At 66.6% G+C, this 20,048-nt stretch carries 16 protein-coding genes and 1 pseudogene; 5 read left to right on the top strand and 12 right to left on the bottom strand.

Annotation, left to right across the window (positions count from 1 at the left end; all coding sequences use genetic code 11):
- Positions 1-467 precede the first annotated feature (467 nt).
- Positions 468-1,502, top strand: a complete 1,035-nt coding sequence (locus ACFP2T_RS19725; RefSeq protein WP_377423907.1) for a hypothetical protein — start codon at positions 468-470, stop codon at positions 1,500-1,502.
- 250 nt (positions 1,503-1,752) lie between these two features.
- Here ACFP2T_RS19725 and ACFP2T_RS19720 read toward each other — a convergent pair whose 3' ends face one another.
- Together ACFP2T_RS19720 and ACFP2T_RS19715 are read right to left on the bottom strand one after the other, a co-directional pair.
- Positions 1,753-1,995 carry a hypothetical protein gene (locus ACFP2T_RS19720; protein ID WP_377423905.1) on the bottom strand — a complete coding sequence of 81 codons (243 nt, stop codon included), beginning with the start codon at positions 1,993-1,995 and terminating at the stop codon, positions 1,753-1,755.
- Positions 1,988-2,266: a hypothetical protein gene (locus ACFP2T_RS19715; protein ID WP_377423903.1), complete on the bottom strand. Its 279-nt coding sequence runs from the start codon at positions 2,264-2,266 to the stop codon at positions 1,988-1,990. Before ACFP2T_RS19715 ends, ACFP2T_RS19720 begins: the two co-directional genes overlap by 8 nt.
- 594 nt (positions 2,267-2,860) lie before the next feature.
- Between ACFP2T_RS19715 and ACFP2T_RS19710 the strand changes: the two genes are divergently transcribed.
- From ACFP2T_RS19710 to ACFP2T_RS19700, 3 genes are all read left to right on the top strand, one after another.
- Positions 2,861-4,171, top strand: coding sequence for a hypothetical protein (locus tag ACFP2T_RS19710; protein WP_377423900.1), 1,311 nt, complete (start codon positions 2,861-2,863; stop codon positions 4,169-4,171).
- A 15-nt stretch (positions 4,172-4,186) separates the two neighbouring features.
- Positions 4,187-4,741 carry a GNAT family N-acetyltransferase gene (locus ACFP2T_RS19705; RefSeq protein WP_377423897.1) on the top strand — a complete coding sequence of 185 codons (555 nt, stop codon included), beginning with the start codon at positions 4,187-4,189 and terminating at the stop codon, positions 4,739-4,741.
- 906 nt (positions 4,742-5,647) lie between these two features.
- The gene (locus tag ACFP2T_RS19700) at positions 5,648-7,204 is read left to right on the top strand and encodes a hypothetical protein (protein ID WP_377423895.1); all 1,557 of its coding nucleotides are present in this window, start codon (positions 5,648-5,650) and stop codon (positions 7,202-7,204) included.
- Positions 7,205-7,218: 14 nt separating this feature from the next.
- On the opposite strand, the gene ACFP2T_RS19695 is transcribed toward ACFP2T_RS19700, so the two are convergent.
- The 9 genes and pseudogenes from ACFP2T_RS19695 to ACFP2T_RS19655 all read right to left on the bottom strand — a co-directional run bounded on the left by ACFP2T_RS19695 (position 7,219) and on the right by ACFP2T_RS19655 (position 17,880).
- Entirely contained in the window at positions 7,219-8,118 is a 900-nt protein-coding gene (locus ACFP2T_RS19695; RefSeq protein WP_377423893.1) for a DNA adenine methylase, read from the bottom strand.
- A gap of 724 nt (positions 8,119-8,842) precedes the next feature.
- The gene (locus tag ACFP2T_RS19690; protein WP_377423890.1) at positions 8,843-9,772 is read right to left on the bottom strand and encodes a restriction endonuclease; all 930 of its coding nucleotides are present in this window, start codon (positions 9,770-9,772) and stop codon (positions 8,843-8,845) included.
- Between the two features lie 619 nt (positions 9,773-10,391).
- Positions 10,392-11,090 (bottom strand): annotated as a pseudogene (locus ACFP2T_RS19685) (tyrosine-type recombinase/integrase); the annotation flags it as partial.
- A gap of 514 nt (positions 11,091-11,604) precedes the next feature.
- Complete coding sequence (locus ACFP2T_RS19680; protein WP_377423888.1) at positions 11,605-12,843, bottom strand: hypothetical protein; 1,239 nt, start codon at positions 12,841-12,843, stop codon at positions 11,605-11,607.
- Between the two features lie 169 nt (positions 12,844-13,012).
- Positions 13,013-13,294 (bottom strand): tyrosine-type recombinase/integrase, encoded by a 282-nt coding sequence (locus tag ACFP2T_RS19675; RefSeq protein ID WP_377424495.1) that lies wholly within the window; start codon positions 13,292-13,294, stop codon positions 13,013-13,015.
- A 238-nt stretch (positions 13,295-13,532) separates the two neighbouring features.
- Positions 13,533-13,727: a hypothetical protein gene (locus ACFP2T_RS19670; protein ID WP_377423886.1), complete on the bottom strand. Its 195-nt coding sequence runs from the start codon at positions 13,725-13,727 to the stop codon at positions 13,533-13,535.
- 566 nt (positions 13,728-14,293) lie between these two features.
- On the bottom strand, positions 14,294-16,228 hold the full coding sequence (locus ACFP2T_RS19665; RefSeq protein ID WP_377423884.1) for a hypothetical protein: 1,935 nt from the start codon (positions 16,226-16,228) through the stop codon (positions 14,294-14,296).
- Positions 16,229-16,264: 36 nt separating this feature from the next.
- Entirely contained in the window at positions 16,265-17,350 is a 1,086-nt protein-coding gene (locus ACFP2T_RS19660) for a CU044_5270 family protein (protein ID WP_377423883.1), read from the bottom strand.
- Positions 17,347-17,880 (bottom strand): RNA polymerase sigma factor, encoded by a 534-nt coding sequence (locus tag ACFP2T_RS19655; RefSeq protein ID WP_377423881.1) that lies wholly within the window; start codon positions 17,878-17,880, stop codon positions 17,347-17,349. The genes ACFP2T_RS19660 and ACFP2T_RS19655 overlap by 4 nt, the downstream gene beginning before the upstream one ends.
- Before the next feature lie 278 nt (positions 17,881-18,158).
- Between ACFP2T_RS19655 and ACFP2T_RS19650 the strand changes: the two genes are divergently transcribed.
- Positions 18,159-18,530 (top strand): IS110 family transposase, encoded by a 372-nt coding sequence (locus ACFP2T_RS19650; protein WP_465264267.1) that lies wholly within the window; start codon positions 18,159-18,161, stop codon positions 18,528-18,530.
- A gap of 254 nt (positions 18,531-18,784) precedes the next feature.
- Here the strand turns inward: ACFP2T_RS19650 and ACFP2T_RS19645 are convergent, their stop codons facing one another.
- Positions 18,785-19,936 (bottom strand): epoxide hydrolase family protein, encoded by a 1,152-nt coding sequence (locus ACFP2T_RS19645; protein WP_377423876.1) that lies wholly within the window; start codon positions 19,934-19,936, stop codon positions 18,785-18,787.
- Between the last annotated feature and the right edge of the window lie 112 nt (positions 19,937-20,048).

The following is a 20,048-nucleotide window of genomic DNA, read 5'->3' as shown; positions in this document are numbered from 1 at the left end:
GCGCCCTGTCCATCGCCCTCCGGTGGCCTAATGCCGTTCACCAGACCTGCTCCCATCGGCCGATCATGCGATGCGGTACCTACCGGCTCCACCGCCACAAACCGGAAGCCCTGACCAGGTCAGATCGGGATGCACCAGGCAGGCGACGAGGTAGGCGCCGGCGGTGAAAGGCAGGTAGCGTCGCAAACCGCTGCTGGCAGGGGCGACCTCTCTTCCAGAGGGACAGTGCCCGCCCACGCTCGACTCCATGTTCCGCTCAACTCGGTCTGCGGTGATTTGGCACCTTGAGCAGGCACCAAGTCATCCGCTCATGCCGATGAGCGGATGCGGGACGAATTACCGTCGATGTGGCGGATCGATCACATACGTTCGCACAGGACGCTTGTACAAGTGCATCAGTTGCGAAACCATGCGATGATTGATGATGGTATTGAGGAATGTGACTACGCGTCATAACAGGGGGTATCTTGATCAAGATCGCGGAGGAGTGGCTTCGAGTCGAGTATGCCGGCGCGCAAGTGCCGGCGCGCCTTATCATTCCCCTCGTGTTCGAGCGAGGAAAGCACAAGAATGTCAGGATTCGCATTACCCCAAGAGACGGCGTTCGACTCGGCACTTCGGTTGAAGCAGGAAGCGCCCTTCAGCAGACGTTTACCAAAGGCTGGACGAAGACTGCGGGAGCGAGTTTTTTCGGTTCTACGACCATCGAACGAGCCGACGGCGCCACCAAGCCTCAATACTCCGTCTTTTTGAGTCCTGATTTCAGGTCTGTCGTTTTCGACCTGCTCAGATTTGACACCCCGGAGCCGATCGGCATTCAGATCGCATTTCCGGTTGATCATTACGATCCGAATCCGACTGCTATCACCTTCGCGACAATTGATGTGGAGGTTGGCGGCGCCTCACTGATGCACGCGGTGGTGCCCCAGGAAGTTCACCCCAAGGCTGCGCTTGTCGGCGTAGTTGCCGGGCTTGAGGAGTCTGGCTACGCAGGGGCCCTTAACGATCGCTTGGGGCCATTCATGCTCACGGCCGGAGTACTCAACCATCCGACTTCTGACGTCGAGGTGCGGGACTTCATAGCGAGGGGTTATGACATACTTCATTTTGAATGTCTTCAAGTCGATCCAGTGACAATAATTATGAGAAACAACGTCCGCATTTCAATCAGCGAGTTCTTCAATGCGGTCGACCGGGGGTCCATCAAGGTGGTGGTACTAGCGACTTGTAATTCCGTTGCGGCTGTCACCGAATTCAGGCGATCGAATGCATTCGCATTAGTAGCGGCAACCGAAAACTTGTTCGTGGACTACTGGAGTTTCTTCGAGAGAGCTTTCTACGGTCGAATTGCCATGGGGAAGTCAGTTTCAGATGCTTTTGCTGCGACCCGCGATGAGGCTGCCGCAAATGGACTAACCCACAGGATTGCCCTTCGGAGTGGACCATACGAGCCAATGTTCCTAGACCTTAAGAGGGATGTAGCGTTTGGTGCAGAGTGGTAGAGGTCGGCATTTTTTGGTGCAGGCAACCAATTTCCCCCGATGCTCTTGAAGCAAGAGCTGTAATATCTGCGCTTAGCGGCTGGCTTCCAAGGGGATGCCGAAACAACATGCCGATCACCGATATCGCGGCACGTAACAGTCGACCGTCTTGTAGGGAGTTGGTGCCGGGAGACCATCGATGAGGTATCCGTGCAGGTGTCGGATCAGTGTGCGGTGCACGTTGTTCCGTCCAGAGCCGAACAGGTGGAGGCTATCGGTTGGTGCGGTGCGGGGCGAGGAACGACGCGCGGACGAGGATCTGTGTTGACTTGCCGGACTGGCCGTCGTGCATGATCTGGACGCCTTCGAGCCAGACCCATTCATCTCGTTCGGGCCGGTTCAGGGCGAGGCGTACGCCGGTCACCCACAGCGCGATGGGCCCCGCCTCTGGCCGGAACCGGTCTGCGGCGGTTAGTCGGATTACCGCGCCGAGCTGCACCCGGACGTCAAGCACGACGACTCTCCACCGGACGCCGCGCCGACACCGCCGGCCGGGACGGCCTCGGACTTGGAACCGGCACCAGGCCGGCGGGTTGTACGAAGATTTTCCGCCGCTCCACCGCCTCGCCTGTCCGGTTGAGGACGTACCCGGCGATCCACGCCCAGCCGTAGTACGTCGGTTTCGGGTCGACCGCCAGGACTCGGAACATCAGTGCCCGCGTACCGGCGAACTGCACCGACGTCCGGCCGGTGACGCGTACCAGGTCTCCTGCCTTCGGCACCACGGAAGGTGTCCCTTCGCTTGGGTGGCGCCGAGGTGGGCGGGTTCTATGGACCGGCCGCCGTCGGGTCGACGACACAGGTCACTGCCCAGCACCCACCCCGGGCCCATCTCACCCGGCCGGCTCCCCGTCCACGCCGGGAACCTACGAACCGCTCACACCGGTACCGCCGCAGTCGAAGCAGCGCCGCCGCTGCACCCGTCCGGGATGAGCCGGAGCACGCAGCGCACGGCGAGGACTGGCCACCTTCCAGCCGTGGCCCCCGCACCCCCGGCACCACACCGTCGGACCGACCCCGACGTCGCCCGGGGACGAGAGCCGGATCGCGGTCGGACACCGCAACGCCGGCTCTCGCATCCGGATCACGACGTGAACCCGCCAGGCCCCGGAACCGTCCTCGGTTCGGGATAGCCTCGAATCATCGGTTGCGTTGTGTGGAGCGGTCACACACAGATCGTGGATTGATCGACACGGACCGTTCGAGGACCGTATCGACATGTGTGGAGGACATCGGGCGGACACCCGAGGGACCTGTATTGATGCAAGGACCTGGGTGGGTCAGCGTAGGGACAAGCCCAACCAACGGGAGGCGGCACGATGGCCCGAGAGCGGCGCGAACCCCGCACCCTGCTGGAGTACCTGATTCAGCAGAGTGACCGCACGTACGAGGAACTGGCCGAGGAGTTCTCCCGGCTCGACTCTCGCGCGGCGATCAGCGCCCGCCACCTCGGCCGTCTGGCGCGCGGCGAACGGGACCTGTCCGGTTCGACACCGGCAACCCGCCGTGCTCTGCAAGCGATGTTCGGCCGACCGGTCGACGAGCTGCAACGCCCCTGGGCTCCCGAGAACCCCTCCAGTGTCCCGGAGCAGCGCGGCCCCCTCGCCCTGCCCGGTACCGGTCCGGAAAGGACGATCCTCGCCATGGCCGCTCAACGTGCTCGCAAGTACGCCATGCTCGCCGCCGAAGCCACCACCCCCGCCGCGATCCAACAACTCGCCGAAGACGTCCAACGGCTCGCCCTGGCCTACCCGCAGCAGCCGGTCAACCAGCTCATCGGCGACCTCGCCGAAACGCAGGACACCCTGTTCACCCTGCTGGAGCGTCGCCAGCCGCCGAACCAGTCCCGGGATCTGCACTTCGTCGCCGGCATCACGAGCGGTCTGCTCGCGAAGGTGTCGCACGACCTGGCCGACCCTCACGCCGCGATGCTGCAAACCCGCACCGCCGTACTCTGCGCCGAACAGGCCGGACACCCCGGCCTGCAAGCCTGGCTACGCGGCATGCAATCCCTCGTCGCCTACTGGGCCGGCCGGTACGCCGAAGCCGTCCGCTACGCCGAAGCCGGCCGCGAACACGCGACCGAAGCCGGCGGCACCACCGCGGTCTGGCTCCCCGCCAACGCCGCCCGCGCCTACGCCGCCCTCGGCAACGCCGAACAAGCCAAAGCCGCGATCAGCGAGGCCGAACAGGCATGGACCCGGGTACGCCCCGACGACCTGGACGCCATGGGCGGCATCTGCACCTTCAACCAGTCCCGCACCCTCTACTACGCCGCCGACGCCCTGGCCTGGCTCCCCGACCAGGCCACCGCCGCCGAGGACTACGCCACCCGCGCCGTCGCCGCCTACGCCGACCCCCACGACCCCGCATGGGCATTCGGCGACCAGGCCGGCTCCCACACCGACCTAGCCATCGCCCGGATCGCCGGCCGCGACCTCGACGCCGCCACCGACGCACTCACCCCGGTGCTGGAGCTGCCCGCCGAACAGCGGATCAACGGCATCGTGCACTCCGTCCGCCGCGTCCACCAGGCCGTCACCCGCGCGGGACTTACCGCCGACGCCCGGGACCTGGTCGACGGGATCGAGCACTTCACCCACACCCCCGCCAACGCCCTACCCCGATAGGCCAGGATCAGACACGTGTACCCGATCGACACCATCAACGGCAGCCTGGTCAACCTCCGCGACTTCCGCCCCGACGACGTAGCCGACACCCTGGCCCTCGTCGGCGACGACCGCGTCACCCGGTGGCTGTCCTACGACAGCCGCAGCCACGACCAGGCCGCTGCGATGATCGAAGGCGCCATCCAACGCGCCCAGGCCGAGCCCCGCATGGAGTACTACCTAGCCATCACCAACAAGGAAGACCGGATGATCGGCTTCGGCAGGCTCGGCCTCGGTGGAGTCAAAGCCGCCAAACTCGGCTACGCCATCCACGCCGACTACTGGGGCCACGGCTACGCCACCGACGCCGCCCGCACCCTCATCACCTACGGCTTCAACACCCTCCAACTGCACCGCATCACCGCAGCCATCGGCCCCGAAAACGCCGCCTCCATCGCTGTAGCCAAACGACTCGGCATGCAGTACGAAGGTCACCTCCGCGACCACGTCTACACCAACGGCGCATGGCGAGACTCCCTGCTCTACTCCACCCTCGCACACGAATGGACCGCCAACACGGCCCAGCCGTAGCCCTCCCCCCACCGTGGCTCAGCCGGGTCGAGACGGGGAGATCACCATCCGATGCAGGTCTGTAGCATTCGGACATGCGCGACGCAGCCACGCCCCTGGACGACGGCCACGATGCGCACCCTCACACCACGTCCCAGGAGCGCGCAGCCGCCATCCGTGCAGCTGCTGCCGAGGTCCTCATTCGTGTGCAGGAGTGGCGCCACCGGCCGAGCTGGCGTGACGATGGCACCAACCGCCGCCGGTACCAGCTCACGCAGGAATCCCTTGCCGCACTCGACAGGCTGCCCGACCCCGAAACACATGGGGCTGTCTCCACGCTAGTTGACGCCGTTCGCCCCATCCTCGCCGCATGGCGACCCGACCGCCCAGGTCCCGAACAAGCCATCAACGTTGCCGTAGAGCGCCTTCGACGTGCGGTCAGCTAGACGCCGGTAGCGCCCGTGGGTCTGTGCCTAGTGATCGTGACGATCTTCCTTACGTCTTCAAGGCGGTCCGCTTCGCAGGCCGCATGCGCCGCCGACGCCGTGCCGCTTCGCTCTCGGCGTCGGCGGTAGAGCCCCGCCGGCGGCGCGGAACATGACGAGGCTCCGGGCCGCCAGGATCAGCAGCATCGGGCGGAAGAACCAAGGCTCCGGGACGTTGGATGACCACCCCGCCTACCGGCGACCCAGGCGCGAAGCCGAGCAGGCCAGGTTCAGGGCCGAGGCCGTTCGTCCAATAGGACCCTCCACCTTGCCGCCCTAAACCTGGCCCGCTCGCACGAGGCGTGGGTCGACGGCATACGGGATGGTAACAGTTTCATCGATCGAGTACGGTAACCAAACTGAGATGTAGTACTTAGCAACAGGCAGCTGTCCATTGACTATTCGGCGGAGCCCCCGATTCGCCGAGGAAGTGTGGAGAGATATGGCTAAGCAGTGGCCGATCGAGGAACGCGACCTTGCCAACCTGGATCTTGATCTTCGCAATGTGCGAATCCCAGCCGAAGATCTTGATCAATCCGCAATCGCCAACTACCTCGTTGAGGCCGAAGATCTACTGGAGTTGATTCGCGGCATCCTTCGCGACGGCTATCTGGACAACGAGTTACCCGTGGTGGTGGCAGAAGACGAGCGGTGTGTCGTCCTAGAAGGTAATAGAAGAATCACAGCACTGAAAGCCATTCATCGTCCGGAACTGGTGGGCAAGTCCGCGCCAAGGATAGAACGATTGCTCAGTCGATATCCCGACGCTGAGACGCCGACCACGGTGCGGGTGATGTTCGCACCCTCCCGCGAGGCAGCTCAGCCGCTATTGGCGCGGCTTCACACTGGTAAACCGAAGAAGTCATGGCTCCGCGAGCAGCAGGCCGTCTTCTACCATGCGCAACTGTCCCCTACAGTCACCGTCAACGATCTGCGAAGGCTGTATCCTGCCGAGGCCCCGTCGGTGATCGCAAGCTTTATCCGAATGGGCGAAATGCGTGAGCTGATCCGCAAGATGAGGTATGACGACCCAAGTCTTGAGGACTTCGTCAAAAACAGCCAGCTAAAGATGACGTCGTTTGAATACGCCTACGAATTGCCAAAAATTCAAGCGGCTCTGGGAATATCCTTCGATAAGGATGGGCTGCTTACGTCTAAACGGCTTTCGGAAGGGCAACACCGTGGCTTGACCTACTTGCTGAACCGTTTCCGGGCCAAGCCGCCGCTCACACTTAATACCCGGTCCCCCGAACTGAAAGCTAGGAACCGCGAACACGACCTCTTCGCGGAGCAGTTGCTCCAACTGGTAGCCGGCGTCGAGGGCGGTGCGCCTGGAGGCGAGGCCACCGACAGGGGGAGTGGAGGCTCGACAGGGTCAAGCAACAGGGCCGGGGGTAACCAGCCCGATAGCTCCGGCATGGCGCCCGGAAGGCCCAGAGGTGAAGCCGGTCCTGGAGCAGGACCGACTGGCGGTGGAAACCCGACTGGCCCAGGAGTAGGCCCACCGGGCGGCGGTAATCAACCTGGTTCGACAGGGCAGCCCAGCTTGCGTGGTCCCAACCGTGGTGAGACACGATCCAGGCTGAGCATGGAGGGCTTCGAGTACAAGGGTTCTTCGTCAGGGCTAAGGCGACGGTTCGAGGAGCTGAAGCGTCTGGACGTCCGGGACTTCCCGAATGGCGCCTATGATCTATTGCGGACCGTGCTGGAATGCTCCATCAAAGATCATTTTGTAAGCGTCCGGAACAAGCGATTGACAGGTAAGCAAATTGGCGCCTGCATAATCGAACTCGTTGCGGCATACCAGCAGGATCAACGCATGACTTCGCTCATCAACGCCGTGAACCGGAAGGGCGTGATGCATGCGGGCCAGTACGCCGGAACCACTGCGTCCTTGAACGCAAGCAACCATGAACCCGACACGTTCGCCACGGCTAAGGACGTACACGAGGCATGGGACCGCATTAAGCCGATTCTAATCGAGATCGTCGGAAAGTAGACGCCAACCGACACTTATGCCGGTCCACGCTTTACCGGCGGTAGATGGCGGGAGACAGGACGTGACGCGATGAATAGTTCGTGTGCCTTACCCGTTCGGTGGGCGCTGTAACTGAGCTGAAATTCTCTGACGTCGTGTTTCCGGTAGAGCTGTCTAATCAGGTCTGACGGATCGTAGGTCACCACCCACTTCCTTTCGGGGTGCTGGTCGAGGACTGCCGCCAGTTCAGAATGATCCCGGTGGGTAAGCGCGTTCAGATAGAGGCTGCTGCCCATCTCGACATAGGGGGGGTCGATGTATATAAATGTCGAGCTATCACCCACGAACTCTTTAACGACCGACATTCCGTCGCGGCTAAGCACAGTTATGCGCGTGGCGAGCGCTCCGATGGCCGCCACGCGCTCGGCAAGTTGGTCGCGATTAAACCTGGCATCGATCTTGTAGTTGCCGTTTTGGCGAACGCCCCCGATCGGGCCAGCGTGAAGAATGCCAGAGCGATTCGTTCGGTTGAGATAGAAGAACGCAAAGCCCAACGAGAAGGGGTCCGACTCATCGCTCTCGCGGTAGATCTGTTTTTGTGCCCGCCACTCGTCCACATTCAGTGGCGTATCGGAGATTTTCGAAGCAAACTCCTGCGGCTGGCTAGTCACTGCGAGCCAGAAGCAGTAGACCGCTGGATCAATGTCATTGATAACCAGTTCCTGCACCACATCTTGCTTAAGCAGAACGATCCCCGCGCCCGCGCCGCCGGCGTAGGGTTCGACATAACGTGTGGACTCGGTGCCGGGGCGGCCGATAAGCTCATTGAAGAGGTTGGCCAGTGCGGCCTTGCCGCCCGGGTACCGTAGCGGACTCACCGCCGCCGTCCTTCCCCACGCTCTGACTTCCAGGGGTGCCGACGTCGGTGTTGTCACCTGCAACCTCCATGAGCGGCTCTGCCGCACGGGACGGCCCAGCGGCAGCCCGAGCGGTGGAATACACCGAGGTGCGGGCATGGAACAAACCCGCCTAGCACACAGACTGGTGGATCTTCCCCGGTTGCCGCAAGTGTTCGCCTCTCGAACCTCCGATCCCGCCCGCCAGCCAGGCCCGCAGGCTCGTCGAACTCCGAGAGGCCCTCCGCGCCGCCCGCCCGCACTCCCGCAGGTCAGCCGCACGGGAGGCCCGGTTCCTGTCGGTCTCGATCTCCCCGAGGTGCACGGGGTTCAAATCCCCAGAGGCGGTGTCACCGGGAGGGAGTGGGAGTCCGGGCGACCGGTGTGGCTTCGGACTGCCGAATACCTCTCTATTGGATCAAGGGCGCCGCGCAAGCGCGGCGCCGGCGCCGCCGCACTCGGCCTGCTGGCGGCCTCCGGCCGGCATCGGCCGGCGCGGCGGCCCTCGGTCCAGGCAGTACATCGCTCTAGCTCCGGATGGAGCGGAGGCCAAGTTCCCGTTCGTGCTGGCAGAAGTCAGCTAGCCGATGTACGACGGTCAGCACTCACCCGTGCCGCGGGCGAGGCCGTGACGATCGCGAGGGTGATCGGCCGGCGCTGGGGTAGGGGCGATCGGCTGCCGCGCCGCTGCGCGGCTTGCCAACGAGTGGCGTGCACCAGGCTACGGTCGCCGGGCAACAGGGAGCCTGGCTTGGCGGAAGGGTCAGGCGGGTTCGAAGAAGTCTTCGTCCACTCTCTTGATAGTGAAGGTCTGTTCGTCCTGTACGCCAACGTTGTGCAAGACCATCAGCGCGGTAAGTCGTAGGCCATCGATGAGAACCAGGCGTGCCGGCACGCGGTCTGCGTAGTCCCGTGCGTCATCCGTAAAGCGGCTCGTGGTGATGAAAACACCTCGGTCTGCCTGCGCGCCGTGCAACGCCCCTACGAAGGCTTGAATCTCGGGCCGGCCGACCGGGTGGTCTGCGCCGTATCTCTTAGCTTGTACGTAGACTCGGTCGAGTCCCAAGGCGTCCTGCCTTATGACCCCGTCCAACCCTTGGTCGCCGCTTCGGCCGAGGTGCTCAGCAGCTCCGGCCCTGCCTCCGTATCCCATGGCGGTCAGTAGCTGGAGCACCAACTGCTCCAGGAACGTCGGTTCCCGATCACGGATCCGGTTGAGTAGTTCAGCGGCGACAGCAGCGTTTGCTTCCTCTACCGCATCGGCCAGTTGCTCGCGGGGTGTTCCCGAGCTGGTGCTATGAGGTGCTGGCGTGGTGGCCGCTCCCGTGGGAACGTCCTGCTGCCTCTCTCGAGCCCGCATCTTGAACTCGAGAAACTCCGGGTAGCGGGAGAGTAGGACGTTGTCCACCGACGACGGCTCTTCGGCCAACACCTCCCGTCCGCGCTCAGTCAACTCCACCACGGCGCGCTTGGTCCGACGAAGCAGGCCCGCTTGGACCATGTACGTCACTGCCCAATGAACCCGGTTGTCGAAGACCGGGGCTCCGCTCCGGATCCTCAGGGCAAGGTCCTCGTCAGTGAGCCCGAGGTGTTCGGCCAGCAACCTTCGTACGTCGGCAAGACGGTGCTCGTTGCCATCAGCAACAGCACGAAGGACCGGCAACATCAGACTCTGGTAGTCAGGCACTGTCACGGGGATCACTCTAGGTCCAAGCCTCACTACGCCGTCTCAGCGGTGATCCGGACGACGCCTGGGAAGCCGAGCTGCACCGGTCGCTCCCTGGCTAGCCGTGATCAACTGGATTCCTATCAGGCGCGGCGTCAGCAAAAAGGTCAGCGAACGCCCTACCGTGCGGCTAGGCGACGATCGTGCGCCACGGCACGACCACTCGGTCTGACCACGCGGTCGGCACTCGATCGCACTCGACGCTACGGCTGATCACTCTCCCCCGACGGGGGTCGTCGCCATCGGGGTTGGCTCAGCACCGGCGTTGCCCGAGTCCCGTGACCGCCCTTCGACCGTCACGGACTATGTACGGACTGATCTTGCAGGTCCGAGTGCTTACCCGATTGGTCGCCGCAGGTAGGGGCCTTGGAGGCGGGCTGATTCGTACTCCATTCCTAAACCGTGTGTCGCAGGTTCGAATCCTGCCGGGGGCACCAGCATGAGGCCCTGACCAGCAGAAAGCTAGCCAGGGCCTCGACGTTTATCTATGCGATTTTGATTCGCCCCCCGAAAACCCCCAATAACACCCTGGGGCGATCGGATTATGACCGTCCCGCCGGGGGTGCCGGCCGCCTTCTCCGCGCGCCTATCCGGTCTGGCGTCGGTCGTGGTCGCGGCGCGTGGGCTCAGTTGTCGGCAGGCCACCGCCGAGCTGTTCGAGGATGCCGGAGCCGTCCGGGGCGAGGGCGGGCTTAACGATGTAGTGCTTGTTTGTGACCTGCTCGGTGGCGTGCCCGAGCTGGGCTGCGGCGCTCTTGGCGTCGGCCTCCTTGTCGATGAGGGTGGCGACGGTCTTGCGGAAGGTGTGCGGGATGACCCATTCGAGGCCGGCGTCGGCGCGGGCTTGCCGCCACTGGCGGCGCACGTTCTGCGGGGACAGCCAGGTGCCGCGCCGGGAGGCAAAGATTGCATCATGGGGGTTGTCGGCGGCGACGATCTTCCGGGTCATCAGCATCCCGACCGCGAATCGAGGCAGAACAACCGTCCGGAAACCGGCGTCGGACCTCGTCCACTTCTGGCGAAAGAAGCCCTTGCCCTTCAGGTAGATGATCGTGCCGCAGATGGTGAGTGTCGGGTGTTCGGCAGCGAGGTCCAGGTCTTCCCAGTGCAGCGCCAGGATCTCGCCGATGCGGCCGCCGGTGGCCAGCATCAGGTCAACGATGTCAGCCAGGTCGTCGGTGTGTCGAGGCCCGGGTTTACCGGGGATGGGCTGCTGCCACCTCCGGATGGCCGATCGGACGCCTTCTAGTTGCGTGACTTCCAGAGCGACCACCTTGCGGCGCGGGCGATGCCCAGTGAGGGTATTCAAGGAGATGAGTTGGCCGCCTACGTTCCGCTCGACACGTACGACAAGGACGAACGTGGGATCGCTACGGGACGCGAGTCCTATGGCGACGGAGGCCCCGTAATAGTCGCAGGAGTCACGACCTGCCAAGGAGTCCGGGAGAGCCGGAAGCAGGGCGAAGGGGCCAGGTGACTGGACACCACCAACCCGGGAGGTAGGCGAAATGCCGAGCGCCGAACGGTACTGGGTGTCCTGCGTGGAGGCGTAGGCAGCCCGCCATCACTGTACTCCCGTAGCAGTCACTGGAGAGTCCGTTGCTGGGCAATCTGGCACGGCGGGTTCGGGCCGGGGGCCGCTGGAAAAGGACCTGAGCAGGCACCTCGCCAGCGGCCTACCGGTACCGCACCTGATCTCGGTCGACGCGCGGACGTCTGACCGTTTGACCCGATGACCGGAGGCGGCGTCGGGTGCGCGTCGACCAGTGCGGCGTCCGTCGGTCGCTCTCGTGGACGGCTCAGGTTTCGTCGAAGAGTTCTTCGGCGACCGCAGCTGTGTACGGCACCTCGCTGCAGGTGAGCCAGCGCTCGATTTCGTCGGGATGACTGCCGAGGGCGGTCGCGGTGGCGACGGCGTCGACCGCGTCCGGCGGTGGCGTGACCCCGTCCCGTGTCACCAAAGCCAGTGGCCACGCCGGCCGCACTCGACGGCCGTCGGCGTAGAACAGGAACGGCGGTACGAATTGCAGTCGGTGACCGTCCGCGTCGTCGACAACGTCACCGGAGCACAGCGCACCGTATGGGCGGTGCAGCAGTTTCATCTCAATCGGGGCACGCTCCAGCCACACGTGTGCTGCGGCCGCGTAGCCGCTGCCGGCTGGCAGCAGTGCGATGCTCGCTGTGCGTCTCGGCAGGAAGCCGTCGTCCCTTGGCGGGTCGTATCGGTCGGATCGCATCACGTAGCACCGCATCGGCGGTATGCCGACCAGGCACCGGTCGCCCTCGTCGAGCTCGGCCGCCGGCGGACGCAGCTGGTACGGCCACCACGGCTCGCTGGACTCGTCGACGGGAAAGGCGAAGCTGCCGTTCGGCCGGTACGCCGAGTCGGGATCGAGCACGGCCCACGGCCAGCGCACCGCCGCGTGGTATTTGCCGCGGCGCGTGGTCACCGTGGGGGTCCACGGGCACGACACCGCCACCACGTCACCGACCTGGTATGGCAGGTCGGGCGGGGGTATCACGATCTCCGGTCGCTTCGGGTCGGCGTTTAGCAGGCCGTGGTTGGCAAGTCCGGCCGCCCATTCGGCACCGAGCCGGGCGGAGAGTATCCGGATGTGGGCCGAAGCCTCCGCCGGACGCTGCTGCGTCATCGCCAGGGTGTCCCGCTGCGCCTGCGCCTCCCGCTCGCCCCAGTCCTCGTCCTCGGGCCCCAGCTCCGACCAGAGGTCCACCGTCCACGCGACAAGCTGTTCCATGGGTCCGGCGGTGGGCTGCCGAGTAGTTTTGGCCGCCCCGACGACAGCTCCGAGGATCTGCGCCTCGATGCTGTCCTCGTACAGGTCGCGGAGCTTCGCGCCGACTGCCGCGATCCGCTCCGCGTCGGGCGCGGCGAGCTCGCCGTGCCCGGTCCAGTACGCGTCGACGCTGTTTCGATAGAACGCGGCCGCTCGTGGCGTGCAGGACGCTCGCACGTACGGTGCGAGACGCTCGAGGCAACCCGCCATCCAGAGACCCGCCTGCCAGGGCAGAAGCGTCATACCAGGCATTGCACCGCACCCCCGTGAATACGCGCGGAACAGTGGACCATGCCCGACTGGGTCCGTCAACCACGGTTCACCCTGTTCTCTGGGCGAGGCGAGCCCTTCATCCATAGGCGTCGGTTCGCTACCGACGCACTACTTTCGGCAGATCCGCTTGCTGGGGTCGCTACGTTCCGGAGGCCATGTAAGCAGCGAGGATGTAGTTGGGGTGCCGGTCGAGGTTCTTGCGGGCCCGGTCGTAGCGCATGGTGGTTCGCGGGTCGGCGTGGCGGGCGGCGATCTGCACGTCGCGCAGGCTGACTCCGGCGTCGAGCATGGTCGTCACGAACGTGCGGCGCAGAATGTGGGGGTGCATCCTCGGCATCCGGATTCCGGCGGCGTGGGCGAGGTGCTTGAGCCGGCGGGTGGCGGCGTGCCGGTCCATCCGCACGCCGAGGGTGTTGCGCAGAATCGGCCCGTGACGCGGTGGTCGACGGCCCGGTCGATGGCTGGGGCGACCGCGGGTGGCAGTGGGATGAGCACGACCTTGCCGCCCTTGCCGCGCACGCGTAGTACCCGGTGGCGGTGTTCCTCGCCCAGGTCGGCGATGCTGGCCCCGCAGGCTTAGAAGATCCGTAGGCCGAGCAGGCCCAGAAGCGCGACCAGGGTGAAGTCGTTTGGGTTGGTCGACAGCCGGGCGGTGGTGATCAACGCCTCGAACTGCAGGTGACCAGCCCGAGGGTCGGCGATTCGGCCGGCACCGTAGGTCGGCGGACGTAGTCGGCTGGCGAGTGATCCAGGATGGCGTCGATGACGCAGACCCGATAGAACCCGACCACGACGGACAGGCGCCGGGAGACCGTCGAGGGCTGGTACCGGCGTACGTCCTGCAGCCAGCGCACGTACCGCTCGATGTCCACCCGTGCCGCAGCCAGCGGGTCTAGGTCTTGGTCGGTGCACCAGCGTAGGAAGATTCGCAGGTCGGAGTCGGTATGGATGCGAGTCTGGCCACGGTAGCGGCCGAGGAGAGCCGACGCTGCGGCGCGCAAGACGAGCTGATCGGCAGCTACGAGACCGGAAGCAGGAACAGGTAAGGCAGCCATACATCACCGTGCGTCACCAGCCGCGATGAACACCAGCACACGCGGAGCGGCATGACAGTGCGTTGATCTTGTTCACGTCGAACGGCAATGGCGCGGGCCGGCCGGACTGGGCATGCCAGGGCGGCGTCGGTGATCGAGCCGACGCTCATGAGTGCCCGGCCGCCGTGGCGGTCCAGCCGTCGCCCGAGCGGTACGGCCCTCCCCGTTCCGGCGAGACGGCCCAGGCCGTCTCCCGCCGATGGGGCGTAGTGGCCATGCTCTGTGGGTGATGCTCGCGGTTGGTCAGATGGAGGGTGACGGCCGGGCTGTGACCGGGCGTGTGGCGCCCCGGCCGCCTTCGGCGGCGGCGCCACACGCCGTCGCCGCTACCCGGCGGCCAACCGGTAGGCGCGAAGAATCGTCTCGGTCACGGTGGCCCCGGTGGCGTCGGCGGCCGTGGCCCGGAGCGATGCGAACCTGGCGCCGGCCGGGTGCCGGACCATGGCGGTCCAGCCGGCCGGTGCCGCCTGGAGCGACGCCTTCGACCAGGTCGTGCCGTCGTCGTAGGAGATCTCAACGGTCAGCTTGGTGGTCCGCGCCGGGGGTGCGCCGGGCTGTCCCTCGACGGTCACCGGCAGGTTGAAGGCGCGGCCCGCCGGCGCGGCGTTGTCCGCGTCCAGGGCCGGGGTGAACCGCACCGCCGACAGGGGCAACCGGACCGGCCCGTCGCCGCCGGCGTGACCCGAGCGGAACGTCCATGCCGCGCTGAGCCGGGTGGTCAGTTCTCCGGCACTGCGGGTGTCGGCGACCTCGAGGCGGTAGTCGGCGGTCTCGGGCGGCACGGTGAAGGATCCGCGCCCGGACCGGGGGAACTCGCCGACTAGATCACCGTCGCGATACAGCGCGGTGCGGGAACTGTCGGTCGGCACGAGCGACCCGGCGTGCCCGGCCCGGTCGCCGTAAAGAGGGAGGGCCACGTCGATCTCGTCGCCGGTGCGGCTCGCCCACTGCCACGCCGACTCGCCCTCCTGCCCGAAGGCGGGACCGGCCGGGCTCGCGTTCCACTGGTCCCGGTAGGCTCGGCCGGCCTGATAGGCCGTCGGCTGCCGGTACAGCTTGCCCTGTGCGACGAAATAACCGCCGTCGTCGCGGGTGCCCGGTGACAGTTCCGCCGTCCAGCGCACGCCGGTCTGGTGGTACTCCACCCGCGTGCCGGGCAGCGTGGTCGGGACGATCAGCGCGGAGACGCCGGCAATCGGCGGCGTGAAGGACGGGGTCACCGTGCGCATCGCGGTCTGCCCCGGCGCTGTCGCGGCGAAGCGCTGGTGTACGGCTCCGAAGTCGCCGGCGCGGTAGTCCCGAGTGAACCCGTTCGGCAGGCTGCCGGGGAACGTCTCCGCCACCGAGTACAGGTAGGGGCTGTCGGTGAAGTCGTCCGCGCCATCGGGCTTCGCCCACTGCGCGGCCACGGTGCCGATCATCGCGTTGGGTGCCGCGGGGGCGCCGACCTGCCCGATGCGTACGCCCGACACGCGGTCGCCGCTCAGGAGCATGCCCGCCGGCCAGGACTGGTACGACGGATAGAAGCTGAACCCGGCGTCGAGGAAGCCCATCCGGGCGGACCGCGCGGGCACGGTCAGTGCCACCGGCCCGGCCGCCCGGGCGTCCAGGGTGACGGTGAGGTCCCGGGTCAGGTCGACTACCGGCTGGACCAGCAGGGCAGTGTCCGGCCCGGAGCCGAGGTAGCCGCCCAGGTTGTAGCGGCCCTTGGGCAGCCGCACGGTGGAGGTCCCGCCGGCGTCCACCGGGGGCCAGTCCGCCACGTTGCGATCCCAGCCCGACACGACCGCGAACGCGTCCTGGGTGGGCGAGCCGTTCCGGTCGAGATAGCGGATGGTCAGGTCGTAGCTCTCGTCGTCCGCGCCCGCTGGGGCGGGCTGGACGCCGGCCGGGACCTGCGGAACGCCCCGGTATTGGGCCCGGACCAGGCTCGCGACGTCGAACTGTCGCTTGTCGACAGCACCGGCGCGGACTTGCGCCATCGTGTCCCGGGGAAGCACGTACACGCTGCCGCCGGTCCGTACGACGGCGAACCGCATGCCGGCGCGGCCGGGGCCGGGCCGTACCGACAGGGTGCTCCCGGCCGGGTCGGCGACCGTGACCTGGTCGCCGGTCCGCAGAGTCACCGTGTACGGCCCCGAGGGGATCTCCGCCGCCGCGGGCGCCGTCGTCGTGCCGGCCTCGCCGTTACCGGCCGCAGCCAGGGCCAGCGCCGCGCCGATGGCGATCACCCCGGCCACATATTTGGTCGATCTGGTCAAGGTCAAGCTCCTTGCGAGTCGAGTGGTGAGGGTCGGTCAGGACCGGGGCGGCGCGGCGTCCGAGAACCGGGCGTCCAGCAGCAGTGACGCGTCCGACTTATGCTCGTGCGCGAGCAGCGACCCCGAGTCGGGGTCGATGACCAACCGAGTCTCGACGGAGCTGCCGTCCGCGTTGCGGTAGGCGTAGCTGATCCCGGCCCCGGTCCGGTTCCTAGCGTCCCGGACGTTCTCGGTGACGGTCAGCCCCGGCAGTCCGGCCAGCATCCGGTAGGGCGCGGCGCGCACCGCTGGGGGCACCGGCAGTTGGCTCAGCAGCGTCCAGGACTGCGTGAAAAGCATCTCCACCCTCCACTTCGCGATCTCGTCCGGAGTCCAGTTGCCGTCCTTGCCCGCAGCGTCGTCCAGCTTGACGAGGTAGGCCTTGAGCTTGTCCGGGTCGGTGGGCAGCGCCCGGACCTGGGCGAACGTGAGGAGCGAGCCGCCGATGTCGAAGCTGACGCCGGGCACGGTGGAAACCTTGCGCGGACTGGGCGCGGCCGGCAGATCCCGGCCCCCGCTCTGCTTACCTTCCGGCCCGGTCAGGGACCACGTCGTCGGCGACCCCGCGGCTCGGCAGGCGACCTTGTCGGCGTCGGTGGCCGGGGCTGCGCCGAGCCACCGGACCACGGAGACGACGTCCCCGCCGGATCGCAGCGAGTACCAAGTCTCCACCTCGCTGCGCCCGAGGACGTGGTAGTCACCGACGTCGTAGACGTGGTCGAGTTCGATCTTGGTTACCCAGTAGCCCTCGGTCGCCGGGACGGCGGTGGCGGTCTTCTCGGCCGCGGCCAGCAGGATGCCCCGGGCCGTGACCGGCTGGGCCGGCGCGTTGGACCGGGCCGTGGGCGGCGACTCGGCCGGCGGGTTCGACGTCGACACGATGACGGCCACCCCGGCGACCACGGCGACGGCGACCGTGGGCACGAGCCCGGCCAGGAACAGTCGGCGGCTGGCGTGCCCGGCGGCGGACCGCATCGGCGCGGACTGGTCGGGCAAGGCCGGAGCAGGCCGGTCGGGCGCGTGGTCGAGCAGCGCGGGGCGCGCCTCGGCAATCAGCTGCAACGCGCGATGATGGCGGTTCATCTGCGGACCTCCTCTGCGGAACGGGACGGGGCGACGACGGCCGACTGATCGGCGAGAGCGTGCTCGAAGCGCTCACGGGCCCGGTGCAGCCGCACCAGGAAGGTGGCCGTGGCGCAGCCCACCACTTGCGCGGCCTCCCGAGCTGCCAGGCCATGCCACCCGACCAGCGTGAGAAGTTCCCGGTCCGCGGCGCCGAGCGCGTCAAGGGCCGTAAGCGTCGCCGCCCGTTCCGCCACCGCCACCGCGACGTCGCCCTCGACCGCAGCCGGGGCCGGTGCCAGCGTCAGCAAGCTGAGCTGGCGGGCCGCGTCCCGGTGCCACTGCAGCACGACGTTGCGCGCCACGCCAAGCAGCCATGGGAGTGGGTCGGCGGGGACGGCGTCGAGCCGCCGCCACGCCACGAGGAAGGTGCCGCTCACAATGTCGTCCGCGAGGTCGCGCCCGGCCCGGCTCACCGCGTAGGCGTACACCTGGCAATGATGCTGGCCGAAGAGCGCGGCGAACCGGTCGCGCGCTGAAGGGTGTGTCACTGGCGCCGCTCCTTGGGGAAGGTCAGCCGTCGACCAGTAATGACAGCGGAAGCGCGATTCTTACCGGCGATCGCAAGAAAAGTCGTCAGAGCACGGTGTGCACGATCGCGGCCCCGACCAGCGTGCCGGCAGGGCCGGGCCGGCGCCCAGATCGTGGGGTAGATTCCGCCGGCTTCGCGACTCGACCGGGCCGGTGCCGCGACCCCGGCCGCCGTCACGATCGCCCTACGGTCGCTGGCCCGCTCTGCGGCGTCGCCCCAATCCCCGCCTCCTCCGAGATGTCCGCCCGGCACCGACTCAACCGCGGCGCCGGGTCACCGGCGGTGTCGACACCCACAAGGACACCCCACCACGGCGCTGTGGTTCTCATGAACGGTCGCCGGCTCGCGGACGCGGAGTTTCCGGCCACCGCGGCCGGTCACGCGGATCTCCTGAAGTGGATGCGATCGTTCGGCACCCTGCATGCCGTCGGCGTGGAGGGCACCGGCTCCTACGGCGCCGGCCTGACCCGGCACCTACTCAGCAACAAGATCCAGGTCATCGAGGTAGATCGCCCGGTCCGGCGACAACGCCGGACCAAGGGCAAGTCCGACCCACTCGACGCGTACGCCGCTGCCGACGCTGTGCTCTCCGGCCGGGCGCGGGCTTGACGAAGACCCGGTGCCAGCCGGCGGCCCGCATCGGGCGGCCGGAGCATGTCGTGGTTCGGCTGGGAGGCAGGACGTTCCGTCGCCCTCGGCGAGTATCCATCACGAGCGTCGACCAGCTTCCAGCGTCCGCTCGTGCCGAGTTGAGGGCGGTATGCAGCTGTGTGGAAGGGACGGCATTCACAGGTAGCTTCTCGAGTGATGTATGTGGTAACCGGGCAGGGAGCCGGGCCGGTATAACCCGGCTCCCTTGCTGATCAGTACGGGCGAAGCGAGGTGAAGAATTGCGTCAGTTCGGCGGCGAGCAGGTCCGGTTCCTCCAGCGGCATGAAGTGTCCGCCCCTACCTGGTTCGCTCCAGTGCCGGATATCGGTGCAGGCGCGTTCGGCGATCTCGCGGGGGAAGTTGGCATGCGAGGGTTCGGTGCTCACCGTGAACGCGGCGGGCACGGTGATGTTGGGTCGTGGGCTGTTGTGGTGGAAGTCGAAGTACTGCCGGAACGACGAGCCGATGGCGCCGCTGGTCCAGTACAGGGTGATGATCGTGAGCAGGGTGTCCCGATCGAAGCGGCTTTCCAGGTCCCCGTGGTTGTCGCTCCAGTCTCGGTACTTGTCGACGAGCCAGGCGGCCAGCCCGGCTGGAGAGTCATTCAAGGCTGCGGCGATGGTGTCCGGCCGGGTTCCCATGATGGCGCCGTAGCCGCCATCGGACTCGTCGTACGCCGCTTCGGCATCGAGATATGCCTGCTCGGCGGGTGACATCGGGTGGGAGTCGAAGCTGGCCGGGAACGGTGGGTGGATCATGTGAACGCCCGCTACCTGCTCGGGGTACAGCGCGCCCAGCCAACCGGTGACCACGCCGCCGACATCGCCACCGAAGGCGCCGTAGCGCTGGTAGCCAAGCACGTCGGTCATCAACAGGTGCAGCGTCTGCGCCATCGAAGCTCGGGTGAGCGGGCCCTTCGGCAGTTCCGAGTAGAGGAAGCCCGGCAGCGAGGGAACCACCACGTCGAACGCGTCGGCGGGGTCGTTCCCGTACTTCGCGGGGTCGGTCAGGCGATCGACCAGCGGCAGCATCTCCACGAAGCTGCTGGGCCAGCCGTGGCTCAGGATCAGCGGCAGCGGTGCGGGTGCGCCGGCCGGACGCGCGCCGGGCACGCGAAGGAAGTGCATGCGCCGGCCGCCGATCTTTGCCTGGTAATGCGGCAACGCGTTGAGTTCGGCCTCGCGAGCCCGCCAGTCGAACCCGTCGACCCAGTAGGACACCAGGTGTCGCAGGTAGTCGGGGTCCGCGCCGGCCTGCCACGGCTGATCGCCGCTGCGGTCCGTGAAGCGGGTTCGGGCCAATCTTGCCCGCAGGTCGTCGAGTACCTCGTCGGATACGTCGATACGGAACGGGGAGAAGGTCATTGTTCCTCCGGTTAGGCGGGCGCAACGGTGACGCCGTCTGGGTTCTCTGCGTAAGCTGACCGATAATCTGTGGTGTTACGATCGATAATCTGGTTGTTATGGGGGTTGGGGT

It is taken from the genome of Plantactinospora solaniradicis (assembly GCF_042658085.1).
GTDB lineage: Bacteria > Actinomycetota > Actinomycetes > Mycobacteriales > Micromonosporaceae > Plantactinospora > Plantactinospora solaniradicis.
The sequence above is the reverse complement of the archived record's forward strand: the minus strand, read 5'-3'. Positions and strand labels throughout refer to the sequence as shown.